Annotated in this window: 32 protein-coding genes; 7 read left to right on the top strand and 25 right to left on the bottom strand. The window is 62.2% G+C overall.

Annotated features, from left to right (window positions below; translation table 11 throughout):
• The first annotated feature begins 105 nt into the window (after nucleotides 1–105).
• Both DMX10_RS14050 and rpoS read left to right on the top strand, forming a co-directional pair.
• Nucleotides 106–972, top strand: coding sequence for a peptidoglycan DD-metalloendopeptidase family protein (locus DMX10_RS14050; protein WP_111261645.1), 867 nt, complete (start codon nucleotides 106–108; stop codon nucleotides 970–972).
• A gap of 103 nt (nucleotides 973–1,075) precedes the next feature.
• The gene (gene rpoS / locus DMX10_RS14045; protein WP_111261644.1) at nucleotides 1,076–2,080 is read left to right on the top strand and encodes an RNA polymerase sigma factor RpoS; all 1,005 of its coding nucleotides are present in this window, start codon (nucleotides 1,076–1,078) and stop codon (nucleotides 2,078–2,080) included.
• A gap of 474 nt (nucleotides 2,081–2,554) precedes the next feature.
• Here rpoS and fdxA read toward each other — a convergent pair whose 3' ends face one another.
• The 15 genes from fdxA to DMX10_RS13970 form a co-directional block, all read right to left on the bottom strand.
• Nucleotides 2,555–2,878: a ferredoxin FdxA gene (fdxA, locus tag DMX10_RS14040; RefSeq protein WP_111261643.1), complete on the bottom strand. Its 324-nt coding sequence runs from the start codon at nucleotides 2,876–2,878 to the stop codon at nucleotides 2,555–2,557.
• A gap of 138 nt (nucleotides 2,879–3,016) precedes the next feature.
• Nucleotides 3,017–5,617, bottom strand: a complete 2,601-nt coding sequence (mutS, locus tag DMX10_RS14035) for a DNA mismatch repair protein MutS (RefSeq protein ID WP_111261642.1) — start codon at nucleotides 5,615–5,617, stop codon at nucleotides 3,017–3,019.
• A gap of 19 nt (nucleotides 5,618–5,636) precedes the next feature.
• On the bottom strand, nucleotides 5,637–6,617 hold the full coding sequence (locus tag DMX10_RS14030; protein WP_111261641.1) for a tyrosine-type recombinase/integrase: 981 nt from the start codon (nucleotides 6,615–6,617) through the stop codon (nucleotides 5,637–5,639).
• 9 nt (nucleotides 6,618–6,626) lie between these two features.
• Nucleotides 6,627–6,830 carry a DUF4224 domain-containing protein gene (locus DMX10_RS14025; RefSeq protein ID WP_111261640.1) on the bottom strand — a complete coding sequence of 68 codons (204 nt, stop codon included), beginning with the start codon at nucleotides 6,828–6,830 and terminating at the stop codon, nucleotides 6,627–6,629.
• 51 nt (nucleotides 6,831–6,881) lie between these two features.
• A complete protein-coding gene (locus DMX10_RS14020) occupies nucleotides 6,882–7,172 on the bottom strand; it encodes a hypothetical protein (RefSeq protein ID WP_111261639.1) in 291 nt (96 codons plus the stop codon).
• Nucleotides 7,172–7,921, bottom strand: coding sequence for a hypothetical protein (locus DMX10_RS14015; RefSeq protein ID WP_111261638.1), 750 nt, complete (start codon nucleotides 7,919–7,921; stop codon nucleotides 7,172–7,174). Before DMX10_RS14015 ends, DMX10_RS14020 begins: the two co-directional genes overlap by 1 nt.
• Nucleotides 7,918–8,103 (bottom strand): hypothetical protein, encoded by a 186-nt coding sequence (locus tag DMX10_RS14010; protein ID WP_111261637.1) that lies wholly within the window; start codon nucleotides 8,101–8,103, stop codon nucleotides 7,918–7,920. Before DMX10_RS14010 ends, DMX10_RS14015 begins: the two co-directional genes overlap by 4 nt.
• Entirely contained in the window at nucleotides 8,100–9,050 is a 951-nt protein-coding gene (locus DMX10_RS14005) for a hypothetical protein (RefSeq protein ID WP_111261636.1), read from the bottom strand. The genes DMX10_RS14010 and DMX10_RS14005 overlap by 4 nt, the downstream gene beginning before the upstream one ends.
• On the bottom strand, nucleotides 9,047–9,250 hold the full coding sequence (locus tag DMX10_RS14000; protein WP_111261635.1) for a hypothetical protein: 204 nt from the start codon (nucleotides 9,248–9,250) through the stop codon (nucleotides 9,047–9,049). Before DMX10_RS14000 ends, DMX10_RS14005 begins: the two co-directional genes overlap by 4 nt.
• Before the next feature lie 3 nt (nucleotides 9,251–9,253).
• Complete coding sequence (locus DMX10_RS13995; protein ID WP_111261634.1) at nucleotides 9,254–9,436, bottom strand: hypothetical protein; 183 nt, start codon at nucleotides 9,434–9,436, stop codon at nucleotides 9,254–9,256.
• Complete coding sequence (locus DMX10_RS13990) at nucleotides 9,433–10,110, bottom strand: hypothetical protein (RefSeq protein ID WP_111261633.1); 678 nt, start codon at nucleotides 10,108–10,110, stop codon at nucleotides 9,433–9,435. Before DMX10_RS13990 ends, DMX10_RS13995 begins: the two co-directional genes overlap by 4 nt.
• Nucleotides 10,107–10,481 (bottom strand): phage protein NinX family protein, encoded by a 375-nt coding sequence (locus DMX10_RS13985; protein ID WP_256604803.1) that lies wholly within the window; start codon nucleotides 10,479–10,481, stop codon nucleotides 10,107–10,109. Before DMX10_RS13985 ends, DMX10_RS13990 begins: the two co-directional genes overlap by 4 nt.
• Nucleotides 10,478–10,912: a hypothetical protein gene (locus DMX10_RS13980; RefSeq protein ID WP_111261632.1), complete on the bottom strand. Its 435-nt coding sequence runs from the start codon at nucleotides 10,910–10,912 to the stop codon at nucleotides 10,478–10,480. Before DMX10_RS13980 ends, DMX10_RS13985 begins: the two co-directional genes overlap by 4 nt.
• Nucleotides 10,909–11,235, bottom strand: a complete 327-nt coding sequence (locus tag DMX10_RS13975; protein ID WP_111261631.1) for a DUF4406 domain-containing protein — start codon at nucleotides 11,233–11,235, stop codon at nucleotides 10,909–10,911. Before DMX10_RS13975 ends, DMX10_RS13980 begins: the two co-directional genes overlap by 4 nt.
• A 50-nt stretch (nucleotides 11,236–11,285) precedes the next feature.
• Nucleotides 11,286–12,728 carry a DNA cytosine methyltransferase gene (locus tag DMX10_RS13970; RefSeq protein ID WP_111261630.1) on the bottom strand — a complete coding sequence of 481 codons (1,443 nt, stop codon included), beginning with the start codon at nucleotides 12,726–12,728 and terminating at the stop codon, nucleotides 11,286–11,288.
• Between the two features lie 97 nt (nucleotides 12,729–12,825).
• Here DMX10_RS13970 and DMX10_RS13965 point away from each other — a divergent pair, with 97 nt between their 5' ends.
• Complete coding sequence (locus tag DMX10_RS13965) at nucleotides 12,826–13,056, top strand: hypothetical protein (protein ID WP_111261629.1); 231 nt, start codon at nucleotides 12,826–12,828, stop codon at nucleotides 13,054–13,056.
• Between the two features lies 1 nt (nucleotide 13,057).
• Here the strand turns inward: DMX10_RS13965 and DMX10_RS13960 are convergent, their stop codons facing one another.
• The 8 genes from DMX10_RS13960 to DMX10_RS13930 all read right to left on the bottom strand — a co-directional run bounded on the left by DMX10_RS13960 (nucleotide 13,058) and on the right by DMX10_RS13930 (nucleotide 17,271).
• Nucleotides 13,058–13,375 carry a hypothetical protein gene (locus tag DMX10_RS13960; protein ID WP_111261628.1) on the bottom strand — a complete coding sequence of 106 codons (318 nt, stop codon included), beginning with the start codon at nucleotides 13,373–13,375 and terminating at the stop codon, nucleotides 13,058–13,060.
• A 2-nt stretch (nucleotides 13,376–13,377) separates the two neighbouring features.
• On the bottom strand, nucleotides 13,378–13,746 hold the full coding sequence (locus tag DMX10_RS13955; RefSeq protein ID WP_146603013.1) for a hypothetical protein: 369 nt from the start codon (nucleotides 13,744–13,746) through the stop codon (nucleotides 13,378–13,380).
• Nucleotides 13,747–13,840: 94 nt separating this feature from the next.
• Nucleotides 13,841–14,014 (bottom strand): hypothetical protein, encoded by a 174-nt coding sequence (locus DMX10_RS32955; protein WP_021217109.1) that lies wholly within the window; start codon nucleotides 14,012–14,014, stop codon nucleotides 13,841–13,843.
• Nucleotide 14,015: 1 nt separating this feature from the next.
• Nucleotides 14,016–14,252, bottom strand: coding sequence for a hypothetical protein (locus DMX10_RS13950; RefSeq protein ID WP_111261626.1), 237 nt, complete (start codon nucleotides 14,250–14,252; stop codon nucleotides 14,016–14,018).
• 152 nt (nucleotides 14,253–14,404) lie between these two features.
• Nucleotides 14,405–15,520, bottom strand: coding sequence for an RNA-directed DNA polymerase (locus DMX10_RS13945; RefSeq protein ID WP_218281322.1), 1,116 nt, complete (start codon nucleotides 15,518–15,520; stop codon nucleotides 14,405–14,407).
• A gap of 269 nt (nucleotides 15,521–15,789) precedes the next feature.
• Nucleotides 15,790–16,146, bottom strand: a complete 357-nt coding sequence (locus DMX10_RS13940) for a four helix bundle protein (protein ID WP_111261624.1) — start codon at nucleotides 16,144–16,146, stop codon at nucleotides 15,790–15,792.
• Nucleotides 16,147–16,185: 39 nt separating this feature from the next.
• The gene (locus DMX10_RS13935) at nucleotides 16,186–16,758 is read right to left on the bottom strand and encodes a DUF1566 domain-containing protein (RefSeq protein ID WP_256604802.1); all 573 of its coding nucleotides are present in this window, start codon (nucleotides 16,756–16,758) and stop codon (nucleotides 16,186–16,188) included.
• A 30-nt stretch (nucleotides 16,759–16,788) separates the two neighbouring features.
• Nucleotides 16,789–17,271 (bottom strand): hypothetical protein, encoded by a 483-nt coding sequence (locus DMX10_RS13930; protein ID WP_111261623.1) that lies wholly within the window; start codon nucleotides 17,269–17,271, stop codon nucleotides 16,789–16,791.
• A 344-nt stretch (nucleotides 17,272–17,615) separates the two neighbouring features.
• Between DMX10_RS13930 and DMX10_RS13925 the strand changes: the two genes are divergently transcribed.
• Nucleotides 17,616–17,960, top strand: a complete 345-nt coding sequence (locus tag DMX10_RS13925) for a DUF1654 domain-containing protein (protein WP_111261622.1) — start codon at nucleotides 17,616–17,618, stop codon at nucleotides 17,958–17,960.
• A 22-nt stretch (nucleotides 17,961–17,982) separates the two neighbouring features.
• Here the strand turns inward: DMX10_RS13925 and DMX10_RS13920 are convergent, their stop codons facing one another.
• Both DMX10_RS13920 and DMX10_RS13915 read right to left on the bottom strand, forming a co-directional pair.
• Nucleotides 17,983–18,552 carry a hypothetical protein gene (locus DMX10_RS13920; protein ID WP_111261621.1) on the bottom strand — a complete coding sequence of 190 codons (570 nt, stop codon included), beginning with the start codon at nucleotides 18,550–18,552 and terminating at the stop codon, nucleotides 17,983–17,985.
• A gap of 259 nt (nucleotides 18,553–18,811) precedes the next feature.
• Nucleotides 18,812–19,657, bottom strand: a complete 846-nt coding sequence (locus DMX10_RS13915; RefSeq protein ID WP_111261702.1) for a LexA family transcriptional regulator — start codon at nucleotides 19,655–19,657, stop codon at nucleotides 18,812–18,814.
• An 88-nt stretch (nucleotides 19,658–19,745) separates the two neighbouring features.
• Here DMX10_RS13915 and DMX10_RS13910 point away from each other — a divergent pair, with 88 nt between their 5' ends.
• The 3 genes from DMX10_RS13910 to DMX10_RS13900 form a co-directional block, all read left to right on the top strand.
• On the top strand, nucleotides 19,746–19,955 hold the full coding sequence (locus DMX10_RS13910; RefSeq protein ID WP_111261620.1) for a Cro/CI family transcriptional regulator: 210 nt from the start codon (nucleotides 19,746–19,748) through the stop codon (nucleotides 19,953–19,955).
• Nucleotides 19,956–20,028: 73 nt separating this feature from the next.
• Nucleotides 20,029–20,451: a phage regulatory CII family protein gene (locus DMX10_RS13905; RefSeq protein ID WP_111261619.1), complete on the top strand. Its 423-nt coding sequence runs from the start codon at nucleotides 20,029–20,031 to the stop codon at nucleotides 20,449–20,451.
• Nucleotides 20,451–20,766: helix-turn-helix domain-containing protein (locus DMX10_RS13900; RefSeq protein ID WP_146603012.1), on the top strand; the 316-nt coding region annotated here is incomplete at its 3' end. The genes DMX10_RS13905 and DMX10_RS13900, both read left to right, overlap by 1 nt.

The raw sequence follows: 20,766 nt of genomic DNA, 5'->3' as shown, positions 1-20,766 counted from the left end.
TCGTGCCCTGGCGGGCAACCCGAGATGAGCAATGGGTAACTGGTCCTGAACGATATAATCGGCACAATACGCACGACCTTGGGGCATTGGGGAAAGGGGACAGGAATGAGCCTGGCCATTCGGCAGAGGATCAGCATGGGAAGCGCGCATGGACTGCTGTCCGTCGTGGCCGTTGGCTTGTTGCTGGCGGGCTGCGCGAGCTCACCGCCCGGCGGTGTCCAGGTGGTCGATCGCAATGGCCGCGCCGTGAGCACCCAGCAACGTCAACCGGTGACCACTGGCCAATACCGGGTACAGCGCGGTGACACTCTTTATTCCATCGCTTTCCGCTTCGGCTGGGACTGGAAGGCCCTGGCCGCGCGAAACAACATTCCCGCGCCCTACGTGATCCGTCCGGGGCAGACCATCCGTTTCGATGGCCAGTCCAATTCCGCACCGGTGCGTACCGTCGCTACGGCTCCGGTCGTCACCGCGCCGCCGAACCGGCAACCGGCCGCCAGCCAACCGGTGCAGGGCCAGCCGGCCAAGCCCGTCACTCCGGCCCAACCCCCTGTCGCGACCACGCCGGCAACGACGCCGACCCTGCCTGTAAACCGCTCTGCGACTGGCTGGGCGTGGCCTGCGAACGGCGCGATGATCGGTCGTTTTTCCTCAAACGGTAGTTTGAATAAAGGGATTGATATAGCAGGTGAATTAGGCCAGCCTGTTTTAGCTGCGTCGGATGGTTCGGTTGTATACGCCGGAAGTGGATTACGGGGCTACGGCGAATTGGTAATCATCAAACACAGCGATACCTACGTAAGCGCCTACGGCCACAACCGCAGGTTGCTGGTACGGGAAGGACAGCAGGTCAAGGTCGGACAGACCATTGCAGAGATGGGCTCAACGGGTACTGACCGGGTGAAGCTTCACTTTGAAATTCGCCGCCAAGGTAAGCCTGTAGATCCCCTGCAATATCTGCCCCGTCGTTGATCCAACGTCAGCCCGTCACCCTCGTGGGATGGACGGGCTCAGGCGTAGCCAGGGAAATGGCGTCGTCAGAGCTTGTTGTCGAACTCAGCAAGGGACAACAACAATGGCACTCAATAAAGAAGCGCCGGAGTTTGACGTCGACGACGAATTGCTCCTTTTGGAGCCGGGCGTCGGCATGGACGATTCGCTGTCCGAGGAGCAGGAAGCACCTGCCCCGAGCAGCAGGTCCAAGCAGTCAAGCTCACTCAAACAGCACAAGTACATCGACTACACCCGCGCCCTCGACGCGACTCAGCTATACCTCAACGAAATCGGCTTTTCCCCCCTCCTGACTCCGGAAGAAGAAGTACATTTCGCGCGCCTGGCGCAGCGAGGTGATCCCGCCGGACGCAAACGCATGATCGAGAGCAACCTGCGACTGGTGGTCAAGATCGCCCGTCGTTATGTAAACCGGGGGCTCTCCCTGCTGGATCTGATCGAAGAGGGCAACCTCGGGCTGATCAGGGCGGTCGAAAAGTTCGACCCGGAGCGGGGCTTCCGCTTCTCCACCTACGCTACTTGGTGGATCCGCCAGACCATCGAACGCGCGATCATGAATCAGACCCGGACCATCCGGCTGCCGATCCACGTCGTCAAGGAACTCAACGTCTACCTGCGCGCTGCGCGGGAGCTGACCCACAAGCTCGATCACGAGCCTTCTGCGGAAGAAATCGCCAACCTGCTCGAGAAGCCGGTGGACGAGGTGAAGCGGATGCTCGGTTTGAACGAACGGGTCACTTCGGTGGACGTTTCCCTTGGTCCGGATTCGGACAAGACGCTGCTGGACACGCTCACCGACGACCGTCCGACCGATCCCTGCGAGTTGCTGCAGGACGACGATCTGTCGCAGAGCATCGACCAGTGGTTGTCGGAGCTAACGGACAAGCAGCGTGAAGTGGTGGTGCGTCGCTTCGGTCTGCGTGGCCATGAAAGCTGCACACTCGAGGAAGTCGGCCAGGAAATAGGCCTGACCCGGGAACGGGTGCGGCAGATCCAGGTGGAAGCCTTGAAACGGCTTCGGGAAATCCTGGAGAAGAACGGCTTGTCGAGCGACGCGCTGTTTCAGTAAGGGAGGTCGTTAAGGGAAACCCGGCTAAGGCCGGGTTTCTTCGTTTTGGAACTTCTTAAGCCGGAAAAGCGAAGCGCTATGTCTTTGTTCAAAAAGGGTCGTGTAAGTATTTGCTTACATTTGCTGTAAGCGTTAAAGGTCAAAAGTGAGTGGAAATCAGGGCCAAGGTGCGTGAGCTGATTTTTTATATTATTGATTTTTAAGGTTTTTATTTTAATTGCTGATTGAATTCACCAAGACCCGCTCCGGCAGGTGCCCTTGTTGGCAGGCCGGGAATCGCTATCATCAGCCCCATGCAACACGGAATGTTGCGGGCCGATAGGAAATCGGTTGGGAGCGCCACTGGATGTGGCTCATCAGGATGATGAAAGGGAATTGAAGGGATAGGGACAAAAGAGTGGGCGGGCAACCGCCCCTTTTTTTGTCCGCAAAAAACAAAGGCCCGCAATTGCGGGCCTTTTGCTTGATGCGCGATCAGCGCTCCAGCTGGGGGAGCTTGCCTTTCACGCCATCCCACTCTTCGGCGTCTGCCAGAGCTTCCTTCTTTTCGGTGATGTTCGGCCAGACTTCCGCCAGATCGCGGTTGAGCTCGATGAACTCCTGCATGTCTTCCGGCACTTCATCTTCGGAGAAGATGGCTTGGGCCGGGCACTCGGGTTCGCAGAGTGCGCAGTCGATGCACTCGTCCGGGTGAATGACCAGGAAGTTCGGGCCTTCGTAGAAGCAGTCCACCGGACAGACTTCCACACAGTCGGTGTATTTGCATTTGATGCAGTTGTCGGTGACGACGAAGGTCATTTCTAGTTCTCTCCTCAGCGGCGGCTCGGAAACCCCGGCTATAGAGGTTTCCCGGCTCTGGATGGCGTCCCCGACTCAGGCTGGCGGCCGGAGCTCGTCCAGAGCGCGCGGGATTCTAACAGCTTGTGCGCGATGGCGTTAGATTCGAGCCTTGAATGTATATAACAACTCCAGCGCGCGGCGTGGGGTCAGGTCGTCCGGTTGCAACTTCGCCAACTCGTCGAGCACCGGGTGCGGCAGGCTTGCGAACATGTCGCTCTGCATGGGCGGTACCGGCTGGCCGGGTGCGGCTTTCGGTGCTTCATGGGGCAGGCTGGTGGTTTCCAGTCGCGCCAGATGCTCGCGTGCTCGGAGGATCACGTCTGCCGGGACGCCGGCCAGTTGTGCCACAGCGAGGCCGTAGCTCTGGCTCGCCGGGCCGGGCAGGACGTGATGCAGGAAGACGATGCGCTCGTTGTGCTCGGTGGCATTGAGGTGCACGTTGGCCACCACCGGCTCGCTTTCCGGCAGCACGGTGAGCTCGAAGTAGTGAGTGGCGAACAGCGTATAGGCGCGCAGGCGTGCCAGGTGCTCAGCAGCAGCCCACGCCAGCGACAGGCCGTCGAAGGTACTGGTGCCACGGCCCACTTCGTCCATCAGCACCAGGCTGCTGTCGGTGGCGTTGTGCAGGATGTTGGCGGTTTCGCTCATTTCCACCATGAAGGTGGAGCGGCCGCCGGCCAGATCGTCGCTGGAGCCGATGCGGGTGAAGATGCGGTCCACGGGCGACAGTTCGCAACTGGCCGCCGGCACGAAGCTGCCGATGTGCGCCAGCAGGACGATCAGGGCTGTCTGGCGCATATAGGTCGATTTACCGCCCATGTTCGGGCCGGTGATGATCAGCATGCGGGTGGCATCGTCCAGAGACAGGTCGTTTGCCACGAACGGGGTTTCCAGCACCTGCTCCACCACCGGGTGGCGACCTTGCACGATGCGCATGCAGGGCTCTTCCACGAAGCGGGGACGGTTCAGGTCCAGGTTCAGGGCGCGCTCGGCGAGGTTGCTCAGTACGTCCAGTTCGGCCAGGGCGGCCGCAGTGTCCTGCAGGGGCGCCAGTTGCTCGATCAGTTGTTCCAGCAGGTCCTCATAGAGCATTTTCTCCCGGGCCAGGGCGCGGCTCTTCGCGGAGAGGGCCTTGTCCTCGAATGCCTTGAGCTCGGGGGTGATGAAGCGCTCTGCGCCCTTGAGGGTCTGGCGGCGGATGTAGTCGGCGGGCGCCTGCTCGGCTTGCACGCGGGGCAGTTCGATGTAGTAGCCGTGAATACGGTTGTAGCCGACCTTGAGGTTGGGCAGGCCGGTGCGTGCCTTCTCGCGTGTTTCGAGGTCCATCAGGTACTGGCCGGCGTTTTCGCTCAGCGCCTGCAGCTCGTCCAGTTCGGCGTCGTAGCCGGTCTTGATCACACCACCGTCACGGATCACCGCAGGCGGTGTCTCGACGATGGCGCGGGCCAGCAGGTCCGCCAGCTCCGGATAGGTGCGGATGCTGGTGGCCAGGGTTCCCAGATGCGGTGCCTCCAGATCGGTCATGGCGCTCTGCAGCTCGGGCAGTGCCGCCAGGGCGTCGCGCAGACGGGCCAGGTCGCGGGGGCGGGCGTTGCGCAGGCCGATGCGGGCGAGAATGCGCTCTACGTCGCCGATTTCCTTCAACTGTGGCTGCAGGCCTTCGAAGCGGTAGCGCTCCAGCAGGCAACTGATGGAGTCCTGGCGTGCCTCCAGTACGGCGCGATCACGCAGGGGGCGGTTCAGCCATCGGCTCAGCAGGCGGCTGCCCATGGCGGTCTGGCAGCGGTCGACTACCGATTGCAGCGTGTTGTCGCGTCCACCTGCGAGGTTGATGTCCAGCTCCAGGTTACGGCGGCTGGCACCGTCCAGGATCACCGTGTCGTCGAGGCGATCATGGCGCAGGCTGCGCAGGTGCGGCAGGGCGGTGCGTTGGGTTTCCTTGGCGTAGCCGAGCAGGCAGCCGGCCGCTCCGATGGCCAGCGTCAGGTTCTCGCAACCGAAGCCCTTGAGATCCTGTACGCCGAACTGCTGGCACAGGCTCTTGCGGGCCGAGTCACGGTCGAAGTCCCAGGGGGCGCGGCGACGTACGCCACGGCGCTTCTCGGCCGGCAGGCCCTGGGGCCAGTCGTCAGGGATCAGCAGCTCCGCGGGATTCATGCGCTCGAGTTCTGCCAGCAGGTTCTCCCAGCCCTTGATCTCCTGCACGCTGAAGCGGCCGCTGGTGATGTCCAGCACTGCCAGCCCGAACAGGCGCTCATCACCGAGTACCGCACCGATCAGGTTGTCGCGCCGCTCATCCAGCAGCGCCTCATCGCTGATCGTACCGGGGGTGATGATGCGCACCACCTGGCGCTCCACGGGGCCCTTGCTGGTGGCCGGATCACCGATCTGCTCGCAGATGACCACCGACTCGCCGAGCTTCACCAGCTTGGCCAGGTAGCCCTCCACCGAATGGAAGGGAATGCCTGCCATGGGGATCGCCTTGCCAGCCGATTGGCCGCGGGCGGTGAGGGTGATGTCGAGGAGCTTGGCGGCCTTCTTGGCGTCTTCGTAGAAGATCTCGTAGAAGTCACCCATGCGATAGAACATCAGCTGGTCCGGGTGCTGGTTCTTCAATCGCCAGTACTGCTGCATCATCGGCGTGTGGTCGGAGAGCTCGTTGTTTAGGGCTTCGGCGGGGGCCTGTCTTTTTGACATAGGGGTGTTTGTCTAATACTCAGCGCACATTGACAGGCATTGTCGGGGCCTGAGCGATCTTCGGCAACCGCCCGCGCAGATATCGTGCGGTCATTCTCGGGTCGCTATGGCCGCCGAGCGCCTGAGCGTTTTTGCCCTCAGCATCAGCATCCGTCAGGGACTTTGCGCGGATGTCGTGGATGGTCACGTCAGCCACGCCGGCTTTCTCCCTCGCCCTGGCAAACGCCTCCTTGATTGTGTGGTACGACACTGGCCTTCCGGCGCGTGCGCAGAACAGCGTGAGCGTGCGCACTTTCCTCGGCAGGGCCTTGGCGCGGGCGATCAACTCCTCGAGGTCCGGGGTCATGGCTACGACCAGTTTGGCTCCCGTCTTCTGCTGCACGAACGCCACGCCCTCCGGCGATATGTCCGCCAGGTGGATACTGATCACGTCGCTGATGCGCTGGCCGGTGAGGTATGCCATTTCCAGGATGTTGCGCACGTATGGGCTGCAGGCGGCCAGGATGGCCGAGAACTCGGCATCGGTGATGTACCGGTCGCGCCGCGCCTCCTGATGGCGCCGGACCCCCACGCAAGGGTTGGAATCGACCTCTCCCCATTCCAGGGCGTAGCTGAACACGATGCGGGCCACGGACAGGATGCGGTTGCACATGTTCGGGGTGCCGGCAAGATCGACCTTCACCGCGGCGATGTGCTTCGGCATGACCTGTCTTGGCTCGAACTCCGCGAATATGTCCTTCAGCCTCTCCGCTGCGGCTTCATACTGGGCCACCGTGTTGGCGGCCAGGCGCTTGACCTTGAAGTGGTGCGCCAGGGCTCTGTCGATGAGCTCCGGCATGCCGCCAAGCGCTGCCTGTGAGGTCTTCCGGGCATACTCAAGCAATGACGCCTGGTAGTCCTCGCCCAGGCGCAGCCACTTCCCACCCTTCACCAGGTAGTACGCGCCGTGCTTGTGGTACATGCAAGCCGGCAGGTGCCGATCCTTCTTCCTTGGACGCATGTCCCCTCCTCACGACCCCGTCAGACGCAGCCGGGGCTCCTTCTTCTGCTGCTGGGAAGCCCCCAGCCGGGCAAGCACTACGTCCCGAAGAACCTTCGGGCGCCCATCCGCGCCTATCACGTATCCGAAACGATGATCATCGAGCCAGCGTATTTGCGCGCTGGCGCGGGACCGACCCGTGAGGTCGGCCACTTCCTGCTGGGTCATGAACATGACGATACCTCCCCGCCGGTCATTGCCGGCAGGCTGTGGTGGGGTAGGGGGTTAGAAGTTGCTGTCGCGCCCGAAGGCTTCCCAGAGATACAGCCGGCCCTTCTTGGTGAGGCCGTATCGACTGCGGTAGATCAGGCCAAGCTCCCTGCATATGGTCTGCGAGGTGTGGCCCTGGTGCCATCCGCTGGCGCATTTCAGGACGGCGAATCGAATCACGTCGCGCCTGTCCATCCCGCCGAAGTTGGCGTGACCCCAGGCGGCCTCAAGATCCTCATCGCTGACGAGCTCTTTGATCGGGTCGTCAGCTCGCGCGACGCGCTGTGCAAGACTGAGTTCTCGCATCACTCCCCCTCCTCAGCCTGGCGGGTGGAGAGGATGGCGAACTCGACAGCGTCGTTCACCGTGTAATCGAGGCGCTCGTTGTTGGTTGGGAATTCGACTACCTCCAGTTCGGCATTCAGAAGAGCGACCCAGGCGCCGTCTCGTTCTGCGTTCACCTCGATAGACCACCCATCAGGCAGCTCCCCGCAGGCCCGGTTGATGGCTGCATGAAGCGGAACATCACGTTCCTCTGCGCCGAGCTGTTGGGGTGGAAGGGCGTAGAGTTCTCGGGCTTCGTAGCCTCCGGGGAATGCTTCTGGCTCCCGCTTCACCCAATCGAAGTGGCCGCGGCTGCATTTGGCCCACTCCTCGTCGGTGAAGCGTGATTGCCACGCCACCGGCTTCTGCCCCCTGATCGCGTCGAGCTCGGCGCGGAGCTTGGCATTGTCGTTGGCATACCCTCCGGGAGGTTCGCCGCCGATTGGATCACCCTCGTTGTTCAGGCCGTAAACGTCTCGCTGATAGCGGTCGTTGGCCTTGATCAACTCGGCGCGGAGCTGGTCGCGGTCTTGGTACAGCTCGACGATCTGGTCATGCAGTCGGGCGTTCTGACCAGTCACGCGGCTGCATTCAGATTCCAGGCTGTCGCGTTCCTCGCGGAGCTGGTCGCGCTCGGCGGCCAGATCCAGTACCCACTGCGGGTCGCACTGCATGTCCATCTTCTGGCGCTTGGCATTGCGCGCCAGGCTAAGCAACGGATTAAAGCTCATCGGTCGTTCTCCTGGGGCGGGGTGGGAGCAGGCTTGTTCCAGGCCTGGGCCAGGCCTTCGGTAGTGAAGGCCTCCACGGTGCGGTTGCACTTCGGGCAGATGAGGCTCAGGAACACGGAGTGCTGCAGTCCCATCAGCTCGCCTTCGTATCCGCAGTGGCACGGCTTGATCTTCTCGCTCATGCATCACCCCCATTCCCCGCCTCAGTTGTAACCCCCTGGTTTACACCTGCCAGGTGCGGGTTCAGGCGCAGGTCGCTCTCCCGAGGAAATGATTTGCACGGACCGGAGAGTCCGCAAACGGCGCAGGTACGCGGATAGGGCTTCCCTTCAGCCATGAGCACGCGCTGACACGTTTTGCCCACAAACTCAACTGTGTGCGGTTGCTGGACAGCCTGCTGCTGTTCGGATGCAGGCGGGGTGGGGGCGCCTTCGACGAAAGCTCGCAGCTCTTTCACGAAGCCGTGCTCTGTCTCCGGTTCGAACGATGCGAAGCCTTCATCCATGCCCATGCAGTAGCGCCGCTCCAGGCAGAACTCGACCATGCCGACCAGGGTTGAGCGGGCCTCCTCGGACATCTGCTCCAGCACCCCAGCAGCAGGCGGGGCGGAGAGCGCGGCGATAATGCTGCTAGCGGGGTCGTCGCCCAGCTCGATCCCAGCCCGAGACAGGCGCGACAGTAGATTCCTAGCGACGTGCAACTCGGAAAACTGTGCGCGGTAGTGCTCGACCATGGCGGCCGCCATGCGCTCGTGCTGGGCGACGGTCATCAGGGGCAGATACGGGTCTTCCCTATGCGCATTTCTTTGTTCAGCTACCTGCCGGTCCTCCGTATAGCTGCCATTCTCCGAGCGCCACGCCACCACCTCCGGCTGCTCCCCCTGCACCTGCGCGGCGGGAGGGGTGGAAAGCAGCGGGCCAAGCCATTCGAAGTCGCCCGAGAAGACGGCCAGAGCATCCCAGCGGCTGAATTCGTCCTCGCTATTGCTGCAATGCAGGTTGCAGATCAGCTCATCGCCATCCGTGTCGATCTCGACGAGTGCCGGGCGGCTATCTTCTTCTCCGAGACGGAATCCCCTGATGTAGTAGGCACCGGGAACGGTCGGTTTCTGGTTGGTCCAGCTGCTCATGGAATACGCTCCCATACGTTCTTGTCAGCCAGCGCCTCGTGGCTGGCGTAGGTGGATTTCATGTCGATGCCCTGGAGCTCGCACTGCTGGCCGTCGTCGGCGATGACCAGATAGCGGTGGCGAGTGGGGATGTGCAGGTAGCGAGGTGCGCCCCGGGCTAGGGCATCGGTCTGGAGCTTTCTGGCGCCGTCGGTGAACATGGCTCAGCCCTCCGAGTTGGTTTGCTCAACCAGCAAGTAGATCGTGTGGAAGAAGAGCCACGCCCGATTGGTGCGCTCGCTCTGGTAGCGACCGTCCTTGTACGAAATCGGCAGGCCGCGCTTTCTTGCCTGCCGCTCGAAAGCATCCCTGCGCCGCTGTGTGGCTGATTCGGAGAGACCGGTCATGGCTGAATCCTCCGGAAGCTGATCGCCCAAACCCAGGGGTTGGCGTGCCAGCTGCCGGTTCCGTTGATCGACTCCCACAGGAAACCGAACGCGCCCTTGGCGGTGTCGCCCCAGCAGCCGATATCGGTACAGGCCTGCCGTGCATGGTCGCAGGGTTCACCCTTCACGCCCTCGGCCAGAGCCTGCTCCTCGCTGATCGCCTGCAACCGCTCCACGCGCACGTCGGTGATCTCCAGCAGGATGCGGGAGGCCCAGCGGGGCATGTGGATGCTGGGGCGCCAAGGTATCTCGGACTCCTCGCCCTCCCAGCATGGCAGTGGGTCAGCGCGGTACACGATCTCGGCTTCGGCGCGGTCATCCTCTGGCACGTTGGCGCCGCGGAAGTCGTTGATGAAGTGGGTCTCGCGCACCCACAGCCGGTCGCCAGGTTTCCCATATGGGCACGCCACGCGCTTGGTCTTGCTGCACGGGATTGGAGATGCCAGTGCGGCGCTACGTGGGCCGTTCTCGTTCTGGCCGTAGTTGCTCCCGTTCCAGCAGAAGTTGCCGCTGGTATCGATGTAGGGCTGCGGCTTGATCACACGCCGCGTTACCGTCTTCCGGCCTTCCAAGATGGCGCGGACCATGGGGCCGCTGAAGATGATCGGGCGATCTTTGCGCTGAAGGGCGGTCATGGCAGCAGCTCCGCGGGGATCTGGACTTCGTCGCCGAGGTTGGCGGCCACGATGGCGCGGCAGGCGGCGATTAGCAGCGTGTCACCGTGCGCCATCGCATATGGGCGCCATACCTGCGCCAAGCATCCGGCGTCGGCGCGCTTTTCTGTATCAGCTGCGTACTGAGTGCGCACCATGCACTTCTCAATCAGTGGGCCGCCCTGGCTCCAGTCAGTGGAGGGGAGATAGCGGCCAGCGATCTGACCATTGATGAGGACGTGTGGGTGATCTCCGACGATCCTTGTGATGTGCTCTCCGACCGCAATGCCGACAGCCCAATCCAGCGCCGCGCCAATCAGCTCGGCTGTACGTACAGTTTTCATCTGGGTCATGCTGCTTGCTCCTCATCCAGCTGGCGGAAGACGGGGAGGGCGCCGGCTAGAGTGCGAACCCTGGCCATTGCGTCCTCTTCGTAGCCCCAGATGTTGGTGTCGTTGAAGCGCTGCGGCCCGAGCAGGTTCGACCCGATAGGCTGGCCCGTGCTGATGTAGTCCCGGAAGCGCTCAACCAGATTTCGAAGCGTCCCGCCGCTGGTGAAGCCGTACCACTCATTCCCGAAGGAAGTTGGGTGGGTGTAGATGCGCTTCCTGGTGTAGTAGTCGTGGAACCAGACCCTGCCGCGCGCATCGACTTCCATGCGGGAGACGTTGCCGGTGTGTCTGCAGCGGAAGAACTGGCGGCCATGCTCGGAGATGATCCGGATGGCCTGGTTCACTTGCTCAGCGCGCTGCTGCTTCGCTGTGAGGCTCTTCGACTGGCTCATGCCGGCACCGCCTCCCGGGCAGGTTCCCGGATGTCAGCTGCGTTGATGCGGATGATTCCGAGCCCGCAGGCGATGTGGTGCTCGAGCTTCGCGCCGCGCGATTTGCTCCAGTTCGGCAGCAGGGCGATGGTGTCGCAGGTCACGAGCTCCCGGATGTCAGCCTTCATGCAGTCGCGCCAGCAGGCGTTCGGTTCGGGGTTGATCTCGGCAGGGTTGACCACGTCGAAGCCAAGGGCCCGCAAGCGTGCAGCCTCTGCGTGGAAGGCGGGGAAATTCAGCTCGGGGAGCCCAGTCATCGGGCCTGCCAGGTAGATTCGGCGCATGGTGTATCCCTCCAGCGCTGCGCGCAGAGTGGGTTGGGGATGGGGTGGGGTTACTGGAGCTGTTGCAGGAGGCGCTGGCCGATCCAGCGCACGACTGGAACCGCCTTGCTGTTGCCGATGGCCTTGTAGCGCGGACCGTCTGGGCATTCGTCCGCCGGCTTCCCGCGCCAGGGGATCAGCGTGTAATCGTCGGGGAAGCCCTGCAGGCGCTCGCACTCGCGTGGGGTGAGCCGGCGAACTGCTGGGCCAATCATCGCAGCCGCATAGCCTTGGCCAGGCTTTCCGCCGTGCCCCTTCAAAGTACAGGCAACGTCGTGGGTCGTTACCTCGGCGCGCTGGTTCTCGTGGAAAGCCAGCACAGCGTTCTCCTGGCCGTTGTTCCTGCCCAGTGTGTGCGCCTGGTCGATCTGCACGCATGGATCTTGGGTGCCGTGCACTGCGATTAGGTGGCTATGGCCGTGGTTCAGGTCTTGCCCGCTGCATCCCTGGAGTCGCCCGTAGGAAGCGTCAAGAGTTGCGGCAGTCAGCGGGATGTCATCGCAGCTGTAACCACCACCCTTCCTGCCGCCGCCGGTGATGGTGGGGGCTACGCAGAAGGTTTCGGTGGCGAAGTCGTTGCGCAGACCATGGGCGTTCAGTGCGCCGGCCTGGAACAGGCTGCCGCTCTGGTTCTCGCCGCCGAAGGCAGGTATGCCCGCTGTCACCTCGACGGCCGGCCCTTCATCGCCCTCGCAGTTGGGGCAGCCCCACGGGCCGACACTCAACTCGAGGATGGTTCCGCATCCGCACTGGAGCGCAGGGCCGAAAGGAGCGCGTCCGGCAAGGTCTTGCCCCTCGCCTCGGCGCGGCGGAGTATCCCGGCGCACGCCTTCTGGCTCAAAAAGTACCGCGGCGGGATCGAACCCTCTTCGAGCACTTGCGACAACGAACACACGGCGGCGTCGTTGGGCCAGTCCGAAATATTGGGCATCCAGCACCCGCCATGCGGCTGTTCTGCGGGGTCCATACACACAACCAGCGTTCGTCCATTTTCCCCCTGACGGCTGGAGCGCATCGGATTCGCCCACCAGGGCGCCGAGGAAGCAGCCGAAGGCGTTGGCTTTGTCGGAGAGGACACCGGGGACGTTTTCCCAGACGACAACGCATTCGTCTCCGGCGGGGCGAACATGGTCAATTGCATCTGCAAGCTCCACGAATTTGATGGTGAGGGCGCCTCGCTTGCCGGCCAGGCCGGCGCGCATACCTGCAACGCTAAAGTCCTGGCAGGGCGTGCCGCCTACCAGCACTGGCGGCGCGGGTATCTGCTCCAGCAGCACCTGTCGCGCGAGCTGGGTCATGTCGCCCAGGTTCTGCACCTCCGGCCAGCGATGAGCCAGGACGGCGCTGGGGAATTTCTCGATCTCGGCGAACCAGGCGGCCCTCATCCCCAGCGGGTGCCAGGCCACGCTCGCGGCCTCGATGCCGCTGCACACCGATCCGTATGTGAGCTTCATGCTTTCTCCAGGTCGATCGCATCCTTTCCGCTGGTGCGGATGGATGGTGTGGGGTAGGTTTTGGATTCCGGCGAGGGGCCGGCACAAGGAGATGGTGATGAGGTGTTACATCTGCGAGACGCAGGCTGTAGAAGCGCAAAAGACTGGCGACGGCGAAAACATCAACTGCCCGGACTGCGGCGAGTACGCGATATCAGGCACCGCCGTATCGATGCTCCTGAAGGATCTTCGCGTATTTAACCTGGCGAAGAGTCGCGAGTGGCTGGCTGAAGAGCGCGCGCAAGGGCATCTAAGGCCGATGATCAACTCCGCCAACAACCTCTGGTAGATCAGGCAGCTTCATCTGCGTCGATTCGAGCAGCTTCATCTGCGCCTGATTGAATGAGCTTTCGCGCCACGCTTTCCGATATCGTTATTTCGTGGCGCGGCACGGCAAGGAAGCGCTTGGCGCCCTCTGGCCCGAGAGCATGGATGTTCATGATCAGCAGCTGGATGCACTCGGCGATCTCGCTGATGGCGCCCCAGTTCATGAGGTCACGGAGCATCGCCAGGATGCCTGGTCGCACGCGGTGCCGGAGCTCAACCTCGCCGCGCTCCTTGCGCCGCGCTGCTGCGTCGGCTGATCGTTGCTGGCTGGTCTTGGCCATGTTCAGCGTGTCTCCGGGAACTGGATTTCGAACTGCTGGCAGACCTTCTTGAAGATTCGCGGGTCCAGCTCGCTCGCCTTGATGGCTTCCCGCCGCGTCAGCCCGATGGCCAGGTATGCGCGAAGCTTGGCGGCGTGGACCTCATAGCGTGCCAGGTGGGCGCGGCCACGGCCTTCGGGGAAGGTGATCTCGTGCTCCTCGGCCAGAGACACTAGGCGCTTCCTGCTGATGCCGGTCAGCTTTTCGACCTCGGTGATGCAGTGGGTCTTCGCCAGCTCCCGCACCCGGGTCATCTTCTCTTCGTCCTGCACTGCCTGGATCTGCCGCCGGCTCATGATCTCGATGTCGAGCGTCTTTCCTTTTCGGGCCATCAGCTTGGCGTAGCGCCTGGGGAACCGATCCCGGCGGCGCTCCCCAGCATGGCCACCTGCTGCTCGTGGCTGCGGATGCAGCCGGTGGAGAGCATCACGCCACCTGCTGCGCCGGATGGCGCTTGAAACGCATGACGCACAGTCCTGAGCGAAGCGAGATGTGCTCGGGCTGGGTGTAGCCGAAGCGGCGGGCGAGGGCGGCGGTGTCGCGCATGTTCTTGCCGGCGAACTCTTCGATGTCGGCGGCGGGGTGCTGGCGCTGCTGCATGTCATTCTCCTTGGCGAAGCAGGTGTGTGAAGTGGAAGGCGTTGCGAAGGGAGTTGGTTACCTCGCGGCCGAAGTCGGCCCAGGCCCGCCAGGTTCCGGCGGACCACTCGATGCAGAGCACGGTGAGGCCGTGGCGGTTGCGCACGCGCACCGGCTTCCTGTCGCGGAATGCCTGGGCCATGGCGGCGCGCACCTTGGCCAGGAAAACGGGGTTCATGATCGAGGTTGCGGTCAGCACGTCGCTCTCCTGGATGTGGATTGACTGGGAGGCCGGATGCCCCGGTGGCCAGCCGGTCGTTGCCGCGCGCGGCGTCATGCGTTGCGCGGTGGCGCCCCGTGTCGGTTCGGGGTTAGGTGCAGGCGGCAGGCGCTTCCCTGCTTGCATCTGGACTAGCCATTCCTGGCCCCGGACTCGCCTGCGAAAGCTTTCCGGTACGTCTTGGTGAGGTGGCCGTCCACGACGCGGCCACGCTTGAGCAGGATGCGCGCCAAGGCGGCTCGATCCTTCTTGCTGCTGCCGGCCTGCCTGAGCAATCCGAAGTAGCTGTTGGCGGTTTCCAGCAGCTCTTCTTCTGGCGCCTGTGCTACTCGGCGCAACGCTTGAGCAACCGATTTCTTCCGCGTGGTTCTGCGCCAGGGCTTGATCACGTGCCCAACGAAGTCGACGCCACGATCTACCGGCTGCAGGATGGTTTTCTTCGGGTTCAGCTTCACGCCCAGGGTGGGCAGGAAGGCTTCTATCTGCGCCAGCCAGTCGTTCAGTTGCCGTGGTGACTCGTGCAGCAAGATGAAGTCGTCGACGTAGCGGATGTAGTGCCGAGCCTTGAGCTGGTGCTTCGCGAACTGGTCGAGGGCATCCAGGAAGACGTTGGCGAAGAACTGTGACGACAGGTTGCCGATGGGCAGCCCCAGGTGAGCGGGCTGAGTAACCAGGCGCTTGTGCTGCGGCACCCTCGCGAAGAGGTGGCGCGGGCTGCGCACCTCGTAGTTCTCGCGCGGATCGTGCATCAGCACCTGCAGGGCGAGTTGTTTCCACCACGGATCAGCAACCCTCTTCGCCAGCTGGCCGGCCAGCACGCGCTTGTCGATGCTGACGAAGAAGTTGGCCAGGTCGCACTTCAGGTAGTGAACCGGTTTCGACCAGTTCTGGGTGGCACTTCGGATCTTCTGCTCAAGGCGCTTTGCGGCGTAGAGCGTCCCGCGCCCGGGTATGCAGGCACAGCTGTCCGCTACGAAACTGCGTTCGATCCCGGGACCGATGCGGTTGTACAGCAGGTGGTGCACGATGCGGTCCCGGAAATCTGCTGCCCATACCTCCCGGGCTTTTGGCCTGGCGACAACGAAGCAGATCGACTTGCCGGGAGCGTAGGTGCCTACCTGCAAATCCTCGTAGAGGGTCAGCAGGTTCTCTTCCAGGCTTTCTGCGAACTTCAGCGCGCTGGCGGTGTTGCTCTTGTGCCGGCGGCAGTCGTAATAGGCCTGGACCAATTCTTCGAAAGGAAACATCGCAACACCTGCATCTGCGGACGGCGCGGACGCGAAACTCGTTGTTCTTGTCGTTGTTGTTCGTGTTGCCGTCGGTAAAGTTCGTGTTGAAGGCGTTGTTGGACGAGTACTGCGACATGCCTTGCTATCTACGTCGCCCAGCCGATTGCTCAGCCGAGAAACTGCGCCGGACCTACCAGGCGGCCTGGCGGTATCCGTGATGCGCATGGCGGTGCCCGATGGGCAGCGGCAAGACCAGATTCAGCGCTCAGGCTTGGCGGCCGTAGCCATCACGCAGCGGGCGCGGTTGCGAATTTCCCTTTCCAGGCGTTGGCCTGTTTTCCTATTGACGCGGTGAGCTGCATGGCTGCAGCGTGCTGCTTGAGGCTGATGAAGCGCCGATTGGCCAAGGCGCGAAGCAGGTAGTTCACCATACAGATGCTCTCCAGCAACTGGTTCAGGTGCGGCACCTTGTCCTTCGCCATGTTGGCGCGCCCGATCAGCACCATGATCTGCAGAGCCTCATCACGTAGCTTCGAGCCAATGACCTGTTTCAGGTCTCGCGGGATGTTGCGCACGAGATCAAGGGTAAGGCCGAGCAGTTCTTCGGCCGCTTTGTGGATCTGCAGTTCGGTGTGCATGGCCATCCTGGCCTCCTCGTGGTCGTTCCTGACCAAATGAATGGATTAGCGAATGAATCTGCGGACGGCGCGGACGCGAAACTCGACGTCCTTGGCGTAGTAGTCCGTGCCGCCGTCGGTAAAGCCCGTGAGGAAGGCGCTGAGGGACGAGAACTGCGAGCTGCTCCAGTACCACGTAGCGCTGAACAGCTCCGGCACATTCGCCCAGGCCATCATCAGTTCGGCTTGGGAGGGCAGGTAGAAGTCGGCATGCCCATCGGCCTCGACGGAGGCCGCGTACTCGGCAGCGGAGTGGCTACCTTCTTCGAGCAAGGCCTTGGTGTTGGCCAGGCCATCCCACTTGCTGGTGGCCTTGGACTCGTCGCCGTAGCCACCCCACTTGATGTCCTTGGCGTCTTCCTTGGCCCAGATGAGGTAGTAGTCCGGATGACCGTCACGCCCTCGGAACAGGCCGCCGTTGATCCCGCCTTGTCCGGGCCACTCGGCGCCGAGCGGCGGCACATCGGAGGGAGTGGACTGGTCTTGCTGGTCTTCGAGAAGGGCCATCGCATACGTGGCGAACTGATGGTCGCTGGTGGTGATGGTGGTTCCGTTTGCGTTGATGGTAATGAGGATCATGGCAACTCCAAAAAGGAATGAAGGAGCGGATTACTGAATGATGGGAATCTTGCGGACGGCGCGGACGCGAAACTCGCCGTACTTGCCGTTGAGGCCCGTGTAGCCGACGGTAAAGGTCGTGTCGAAGGCGTAGCCGGACGAGTACTGCGAACTCGACCAATACCAGTCATCTTCGAAACCATCGATCTCACCGGCCTGCTTGGCGGCGTACAGGGTGGCCAGCTCCAGGGCGGACGGGATGAACGCGCCCTCCGCGATCTCCAGGACGCGAGCGGCGATGGGGCTGCCAGCCTCGGCCATGGCGGTGGTGTTCGCAGCGCCGTCGCGGTAGCTGGTGGCGCCGGAGACGTTCTGGCCGTACTTCCCCCACTCGCCGGTGAACTCGTGCTCCTTGCCCATGGCGACATAGGCGTACTCCACACCGTTGAGCCAGGTGCGCGAGTAGAAGATGCCGTCAGCCAGGCTCTGGCCAATGGCGGGAAGGTCTGCTGCTTTGATTGCGGTGATGGTCATTGCGGTTTCCTTGTCGGTGGTGGTCTACATCCCAAGCAGCCCTCGCAAGAAGGCTGCTCAGTGATGCTTTCCCGCAAACCTCCGCGCCGGTAACCGGTGGCGGACGCATTGCGTATTTCGGTGACGTCCACAGGGTTCAAACGCCGTCTGGCACCTGTGGATCTCTGCTGGTTGTTAAAGAGCGGCGCCCTTTCGGGCTGGCCGGCGGTGTTCTGCTGGCGTGAAGCAAATATAAGTCAGCTTATTTTATTCAGTCAATAAGCAATCTTATATTTTTGAAATGCCGTTGATGATGGCGATTGGCCGAATTACTGTACGAATATCCAGTACAAAGGAGTAAGCCAATGGCCAAGCAGAACCAGCAGAAGCAGACCGAACGCCGCGTGATGACCAGCCGCGAGCGCCTGGGATTGAGGGTGTCGGAGATGATCAATTCGCCTTCCGCGCAGCTGAACCGGCGCGTGACGATCCACCGCCTGGACACGGACGAGGATCAGGCGTGGGAGGAGGTGCTGGAGCTGCTCGGCGAAACGGATGGCCTGGAGATGACCTTCAACGACGACGGCACCGTGACGCTGCAGTGGGCGCAGCAGGAGGAGGAGGGTGAGCCGTTGCCGAGCGATGGATGGGCGGATGACGAGGTGAAGGTGCTGTGGAGGGATTCGACAGAGAAGCCGGCGCCATTCTGAGCACCATTAAATGAAAAGCCCCTCAAGTGAGGGGCTGGGCTTTCATCGGTTCAGGCTGGGCGGATGTTGTATCCCAGTCTATCCATTGAGCGGTGGCTCGAACCGGCCATGGCAATGGGATGTAGTGCTCGAGCAACTCGTCTCGGTCGTACATCGAGGCCATAACCTCATTACGAACCATCAGCTCCAGCGCACGAAGATGAGGCGGCTCATCGGCTTCAATTCTGCGCACTGCACTCCACATCTCTCGGAAGGTCTTGTCCGAGGGTTGTGCCTCTCGCTCGAGCCGCTCTTCAAGCTCAAGGAATCGCTTACGCAAATCGCAATGAAGAGAGAACCGCTGCCCAGTGCCGACGATGAGATCCAGTGCCGAGAAAAACGCAACGGTCATACCGCAGGCGACGCTGACGCTTGAGGGAAGCCCGGAAATGAAGCTGACTGCGGAACTGGAGCCGAGGAAAAGGCCAACGAAGGAGGTGAAGCGTCCCCATCTGAGGAAGAAAGCAGCTCTCCTGGCGTTGTAGCGAATGTTTCGCTGCAAGTAGAAGCAGATCTCGTGGCGCTTCGTCTCTACATCGTTGGCTTCGGTCATGGCTTAGGTCTCGGAGGCCTAGGAACCGGCCTGCTCTCCTGGATGGTGGAGGATCCCCCGCCGTAGTCTTTTCTCCCCCCAGCCGTCTTGGGTTGGGGTTTCGCGATTCGGCTGAGGTCGCGTCGGTGGCTGCGGGGTTGGGGCATCTTTCTTGTCGCTCATCAGCATAGCTCCTTCTTGCTATTTTTACGCCAAGCGGTCCCCGTTACGCACATCCAGGTAGCCGCGGAACACCAAATTCTTCTTCATACTCGCTTTGCTACACCCGCCTAGCATTCCACACCAATAGCACCCGAGCCTGTATGTAGGTCTCCTCGATCCGGATGTCCTCCGGAGGGTGCAGCGGGTTGTCGGAGAGCATTTTGAAATGCTCGGCGCCCTTCAACTGTAGTCGCTTGATGTAGAACAGGCCCTGGTAGGTGAAGGCGTAGATGCCGTCGCCGGTGAATTCGCGGATGCTGGCGTCGACGATGAGAGGGTCGAGGTGCTTGATGGTGGGCGCCATCGATTCCCCATCGCCGGTGATCATTTTGAGGTGCGCTGGGTCCTGGTACTTCACACCAAGCTCGCGCAGGTGCTCCTGGCTGACGATGACGTCGCGGAGCATCTCGGGATATTCGCGCACGAGTTTGCCGCTACCCATGGCGCCGCGGACGTCGTAGTGAGCGATGCTGATTTCGTCGCCTCGTATGGGTCGCCTGGAGAAGTCGGCCCTGATGACGTTACCGCTCGGTTCTACCACGCCGTCCACAGGCTCTTCGGCGGCGCCCAGCAGGCGCTCCCGGGCTTCCTTCGATAGAGCTTTGCCGGCCTTGGTGGCGAGCATGGCTCGGACCAGGTCAGCAGGGGTCTTTCCTGCTCCTGCTACAGCAGTGTTCGCCCGCTCAATGTCTGCCCCCGGGCCTTCTCCGCTTCCGCTAGAAAGCCAGGACGGATCAACGCCGCACACCTCCGCGATCTTCAGCAGGTGCACGCTCTGTAGGTTGTCGCCGCGCTCGAGCTGGGAAATCACGGGCTGAGAAACGCCCACCCGCTCCGCGAGTTGCCTCTGAGTCATGCCGCCGAACTCGCGCGCCTGTTTTATCCGATCTTTGAGATAGCTCATGCGCGCCAATCTATAAGTGCACTTATACGCTTGCAAATAAGATTCCTTATTCATACATTATAAGCACGCTTATTTTGAGGGGCAGCGAATGACCGCTATCCAAAGGCTGGTCGATCACTTCGGCGGCCAAACCAAGACAGCTCAGGCTCTGGGCGTCTCTCAAGCAGCAGTCTCGTACTGGCTGTCTGGCATCCATTCCATCAGCGCCGAGCATGCGTTCAAGGCTGAGGAGGTTACGGGAGGGCTTGTGACCGCCAAGGAGCTCTGTGCTCGCGAGAAGTCATCCAAGGTCGCCTGACTGGCGCCATCCACGAATACAGGATGGCGTGCCACGTAGCGCGCCGCCACGGAAAGAAGAGCGAGGTTTTACGATGGACAGGTTTCTGCGGTCTTGCCACGACACGGTGAAGGACAACGACGCGAAGCAGCTGGCGGCCCAGATGGGCCTGCCCCATGTCAGCCTGCTGCAGCGCGCCAACCCCGACAACGACGCCCACCGCCTCACGATCAACCACCTCTACACGATGCTGCTGCACACGCAGGACTTCCGGGCTCTGGCGGCGCTTGCCGACGAGTTCGGATTCCGGCTGGTGCAGAAGGAGGAGGCCGAAGCTAAGGCGCTGTCGAGCGCGGTACTGGGCATGCATGCCGAGGTAGCGGACGTTACTCGCGCCGTGGCTGATGCTCTGGCCGACAACCGTGTGACCGAGATGGAGAAGAAGATGATCCACCGGGAGATCACTGGTGCCCGTGAGGCGCTGGATGTCTTGGAAGCCTCGGTGAAGGTGGCCTGATGAGCACCGTGATCATGTCGGCCTGCTGGCCGCTCCAGGGAATGACGGCCACCCAGAAAGCCGTGTTGATCTCGCTGGCGGACAACGCCAACGACGAGGGCGTGTGCTGGCCGTCGGTATCGAACATCTCGCTGCGCACCTGCCTGTCGGAGCGTGCAGTGCAGGGCGCTATCAAGTGGCTGTGCAGTGTTGGGGCCCTGGCCACCAGTGACCGCACCGGTCGCTCCACCGTGTACACGGTGACCCCCGAAGCATATGCACCCCCGCAGGAGCTGCACCCCCGCAGCAAATGCACCCCCGCAGATGGTGCGGGTC

It is taken from the genome of Pseudomonas sp. 57B-090624 (assembly GCF_003234055.1).
In the GTDB taxonomy this organism is placed as follows: domain Bacteria; phylum Pseudomonadota; class Gammaproteobacteria; order Pseudomonadales; family Pseudomonadaceae; genus Metapseudomonas; species Metapseudomonas tohonis.
Note: the sequence above shows the minus strand (reverse complement) of the source record. Positions and strands in the feature narration are given on the sequence as shown.

Excerpts from the sequence above, each read along its gene's own strand:
- DMX10_RS13955 (WP_146603013.1), bottom strand. The coding sequence starts at position 13,746 with ATGGCCCGAAAAGGAAAGACGCTCGACATCGAGATCATGAGCCGGCGG.
- DMX10_RS14010 (WP_111261637.1), bottom strand. The coding sequence starts at position 8,103 with ATGAGCGAGAAGATCAAGCCGTGCCACTGCGGATACGAAGGCGAGCTG.
- DMX10_RS14025 (WP_111261640.1), bottom strand. The coding sequence starts at position 6,830 with ATGTTCATGACCCAGCAGGAAGTGGCCGACCTCACGGGTCGGTCCCGC.
- DMX10_RS13960 (WP_111261628.1), bottom strand. The coding sequence starts at position 13,375 with ATGGCCAAGACCAGCCAGCAACGATCAGCCGACGCAGCAGCGCGGCGC.
- DMX10_RS14000 (WP_111261635.1), bottom strand. The coding sequence starts at position 9,250 with ATGTTCACCGACGGCGCCAGAAAGCTCCAGACCGATGCCCTAGCCCGG.
- DMX10_RS13930 (WP_111261623.1), bottom strand. The coding sequence starts at position 17,271 with ATGACCATCACCGCAATCAAAGCAGCAGACCTTCCCGCCATTGGCCAG.
- DMX10_RS13945 (WP_218281322.1), bottom strand. The coding sequence starts at position 15,520 with ATGTTTCCTTTCGAAGAATTGGTCCAGGCCTATTACGACTGCCGCCGG.
- DMX10_RS13940 (WP_111261624.1), bottom strand. The coding sequence starts at position 16,146 with ATGGCCATGCACACCGAACTGCAGATCCACAAAGCGGCCGAAGAACTG.
- mutS (WP_111261642.1), bottom strand. The coding sequence starts at position 5,617 with ATGTCAAAAAGACAGGCCCCCGCCGAAGCCCTAAACAACGAGCTCTCC.
- DMX10_RS13925 (WP_111261622.1), top strand. The coding sequence starts at position 17,616 with ATGGCCAAGCAGAACCAGCAGAAGCAGACCGAACGCCGCGTGATGACC.
- DMX10_RS13935 (WP_256604802.1), bottom strand. The coding sequence starts at position 16,758 with ATGATCCTCATTACCATCAACGCAAACGGAACCACCATCACCACCAGC.
- DMX10_RS13905 (WP_111261619.1), top strand. The coding sequence starts at position 20,029 with ATGGACAGGTTTCTGCGGTCTTGCCACGACACGGTGAAGGACAACGAC.
- DMX10_RS14020 (WP_111261639.1), bottom strand. The coding sequence starts at position 7,172 with ATGCGAGAACTCAGTCTTGCACAGCGCGTCGCGCGAGCTGACGACCCG.
- DMX10_RS13990 (WP_111261633.1), bottom strand. The coding sequence starts at position 10,110 with ATGACCGCCCTTCAGCGCAAAGATCGCCCGATCATCTTCAGCGGCCCC.
- DMX10_RS13910 (WP_111261620.1), top strand. The coding sequence starts at position 19,746 with ATGACCGCTATCCAAAGGCTGGTCGATCACTTCGGCGGCCAAACCAAG.
- DMX10_RS14005 (WP_111261636.1), bottom strand. The coding sequence starts at position 9,050 with ATGAGCAGCTGGACCAACCAGAAACCGACCGTTCCCGGTGCCTACTAC.
- DMX10_RS14015 (WP_111261638.1), bottom strand. The coding sequence starts at position 7,921 with ATGAGCTTTAATCCGTTGCTTAGCCTGGCGCGCAATGCCAAGCGCCAG.
- DMX10_RS13965 (WP_111261629.1), top strand. The coding sequence starts at position 12,826 with ATGAGGTGTTACATCTGCGAGACGCAGGCTGTAGAAGCGCAAAAGACT.
- DMX10_RS13970 (WP_111261630.1), bottom strand. The coding sequence starts at position 12,728 with ATGAAGCTCACATACGGATCGGTGTGCAGCGGCATCGAGGCCGCGAGC.
- DMX10_RS32955 (WP_021217109.1), bottom strand. The coding sequence starts at position 14,014 with ATGCAGCAGCGCCAGCACCCCGCCGCCGACATCGAAGAGTTCGCCGGC.
- DMX10_RS14050 (WP_111261645.1), top strand. The coding sequence starts at position 106 with ATGAGCCTGGCCATTCGGCAGAGGATCAGCATGGGAAGCGCGCATGGA.
- DMX10_RS14030 (WP_111261641.1), bottom strand. The coding sequence starts at position 6,617 with ATGCGTCCAAGGAAGAAGGATCGGCACCTGCCGGCTTGCATGTACCAC.
- DMX10_RS13920 (WP_111261621.1), bottom strand. The coding sequence starts at position 18,552 with ATGACCGAAGCCAACGATGTAGAGACGAAGCGCCACGAGATCTGCTTC.
- DMX10_RS13915 (WP_111261702.1), bottom strand. The coding sequence starts at position 19,657 with ATGAGCTATCTCAAAGATCGGATAAAACAGGCGCGCGAGTTCGGCGGC.
- fdxA (WP_111261643.1), bottom strand. The coding sequence starts at position 2,878 with ATGACCTTCGTCGTCACCGACAACTGCATCAAATGCAAATACACCGAC.
- DMX10_RS13980 (WP_111261632.1), bottom strand. The coding sequence starts at position 10,912 with ATGAGCCAGTCGAAGAGCCTCACAGCGAAGCAGCAGCGCGCTGAGCAA.
- DMX10_RS13975 (WP_111261631.1), bottom strand. The coding sequence starts at position 11,235 with ATGCGCCGAATCTACCTGGCAGGCCCGATGACTGGGCTCCCCGAGCTG.
- DMX10_RS13985 (WP_256604803.1), bottom strand. The coding sequence starts at position 10,481 with ATGACCCAGATGAAAACTGTACGTACAGCCGAGCTGATTGGCGCGGCG.
- DMX10_RS13995 (WP_111261634.1), bottom strand. The coding sequence starts at position 9,436 with ATGACCGGTCTCTCCGAATCAGCCACACAGCGGCGCAGGGATGCTTTC.
- rpoS (WP_111261644.1), top strand. The coding sequence starts at position 1,076 with ATGGCACTCAATAAAGAAGCGCCGGAGTTTGACGTCGACGACGAATTG.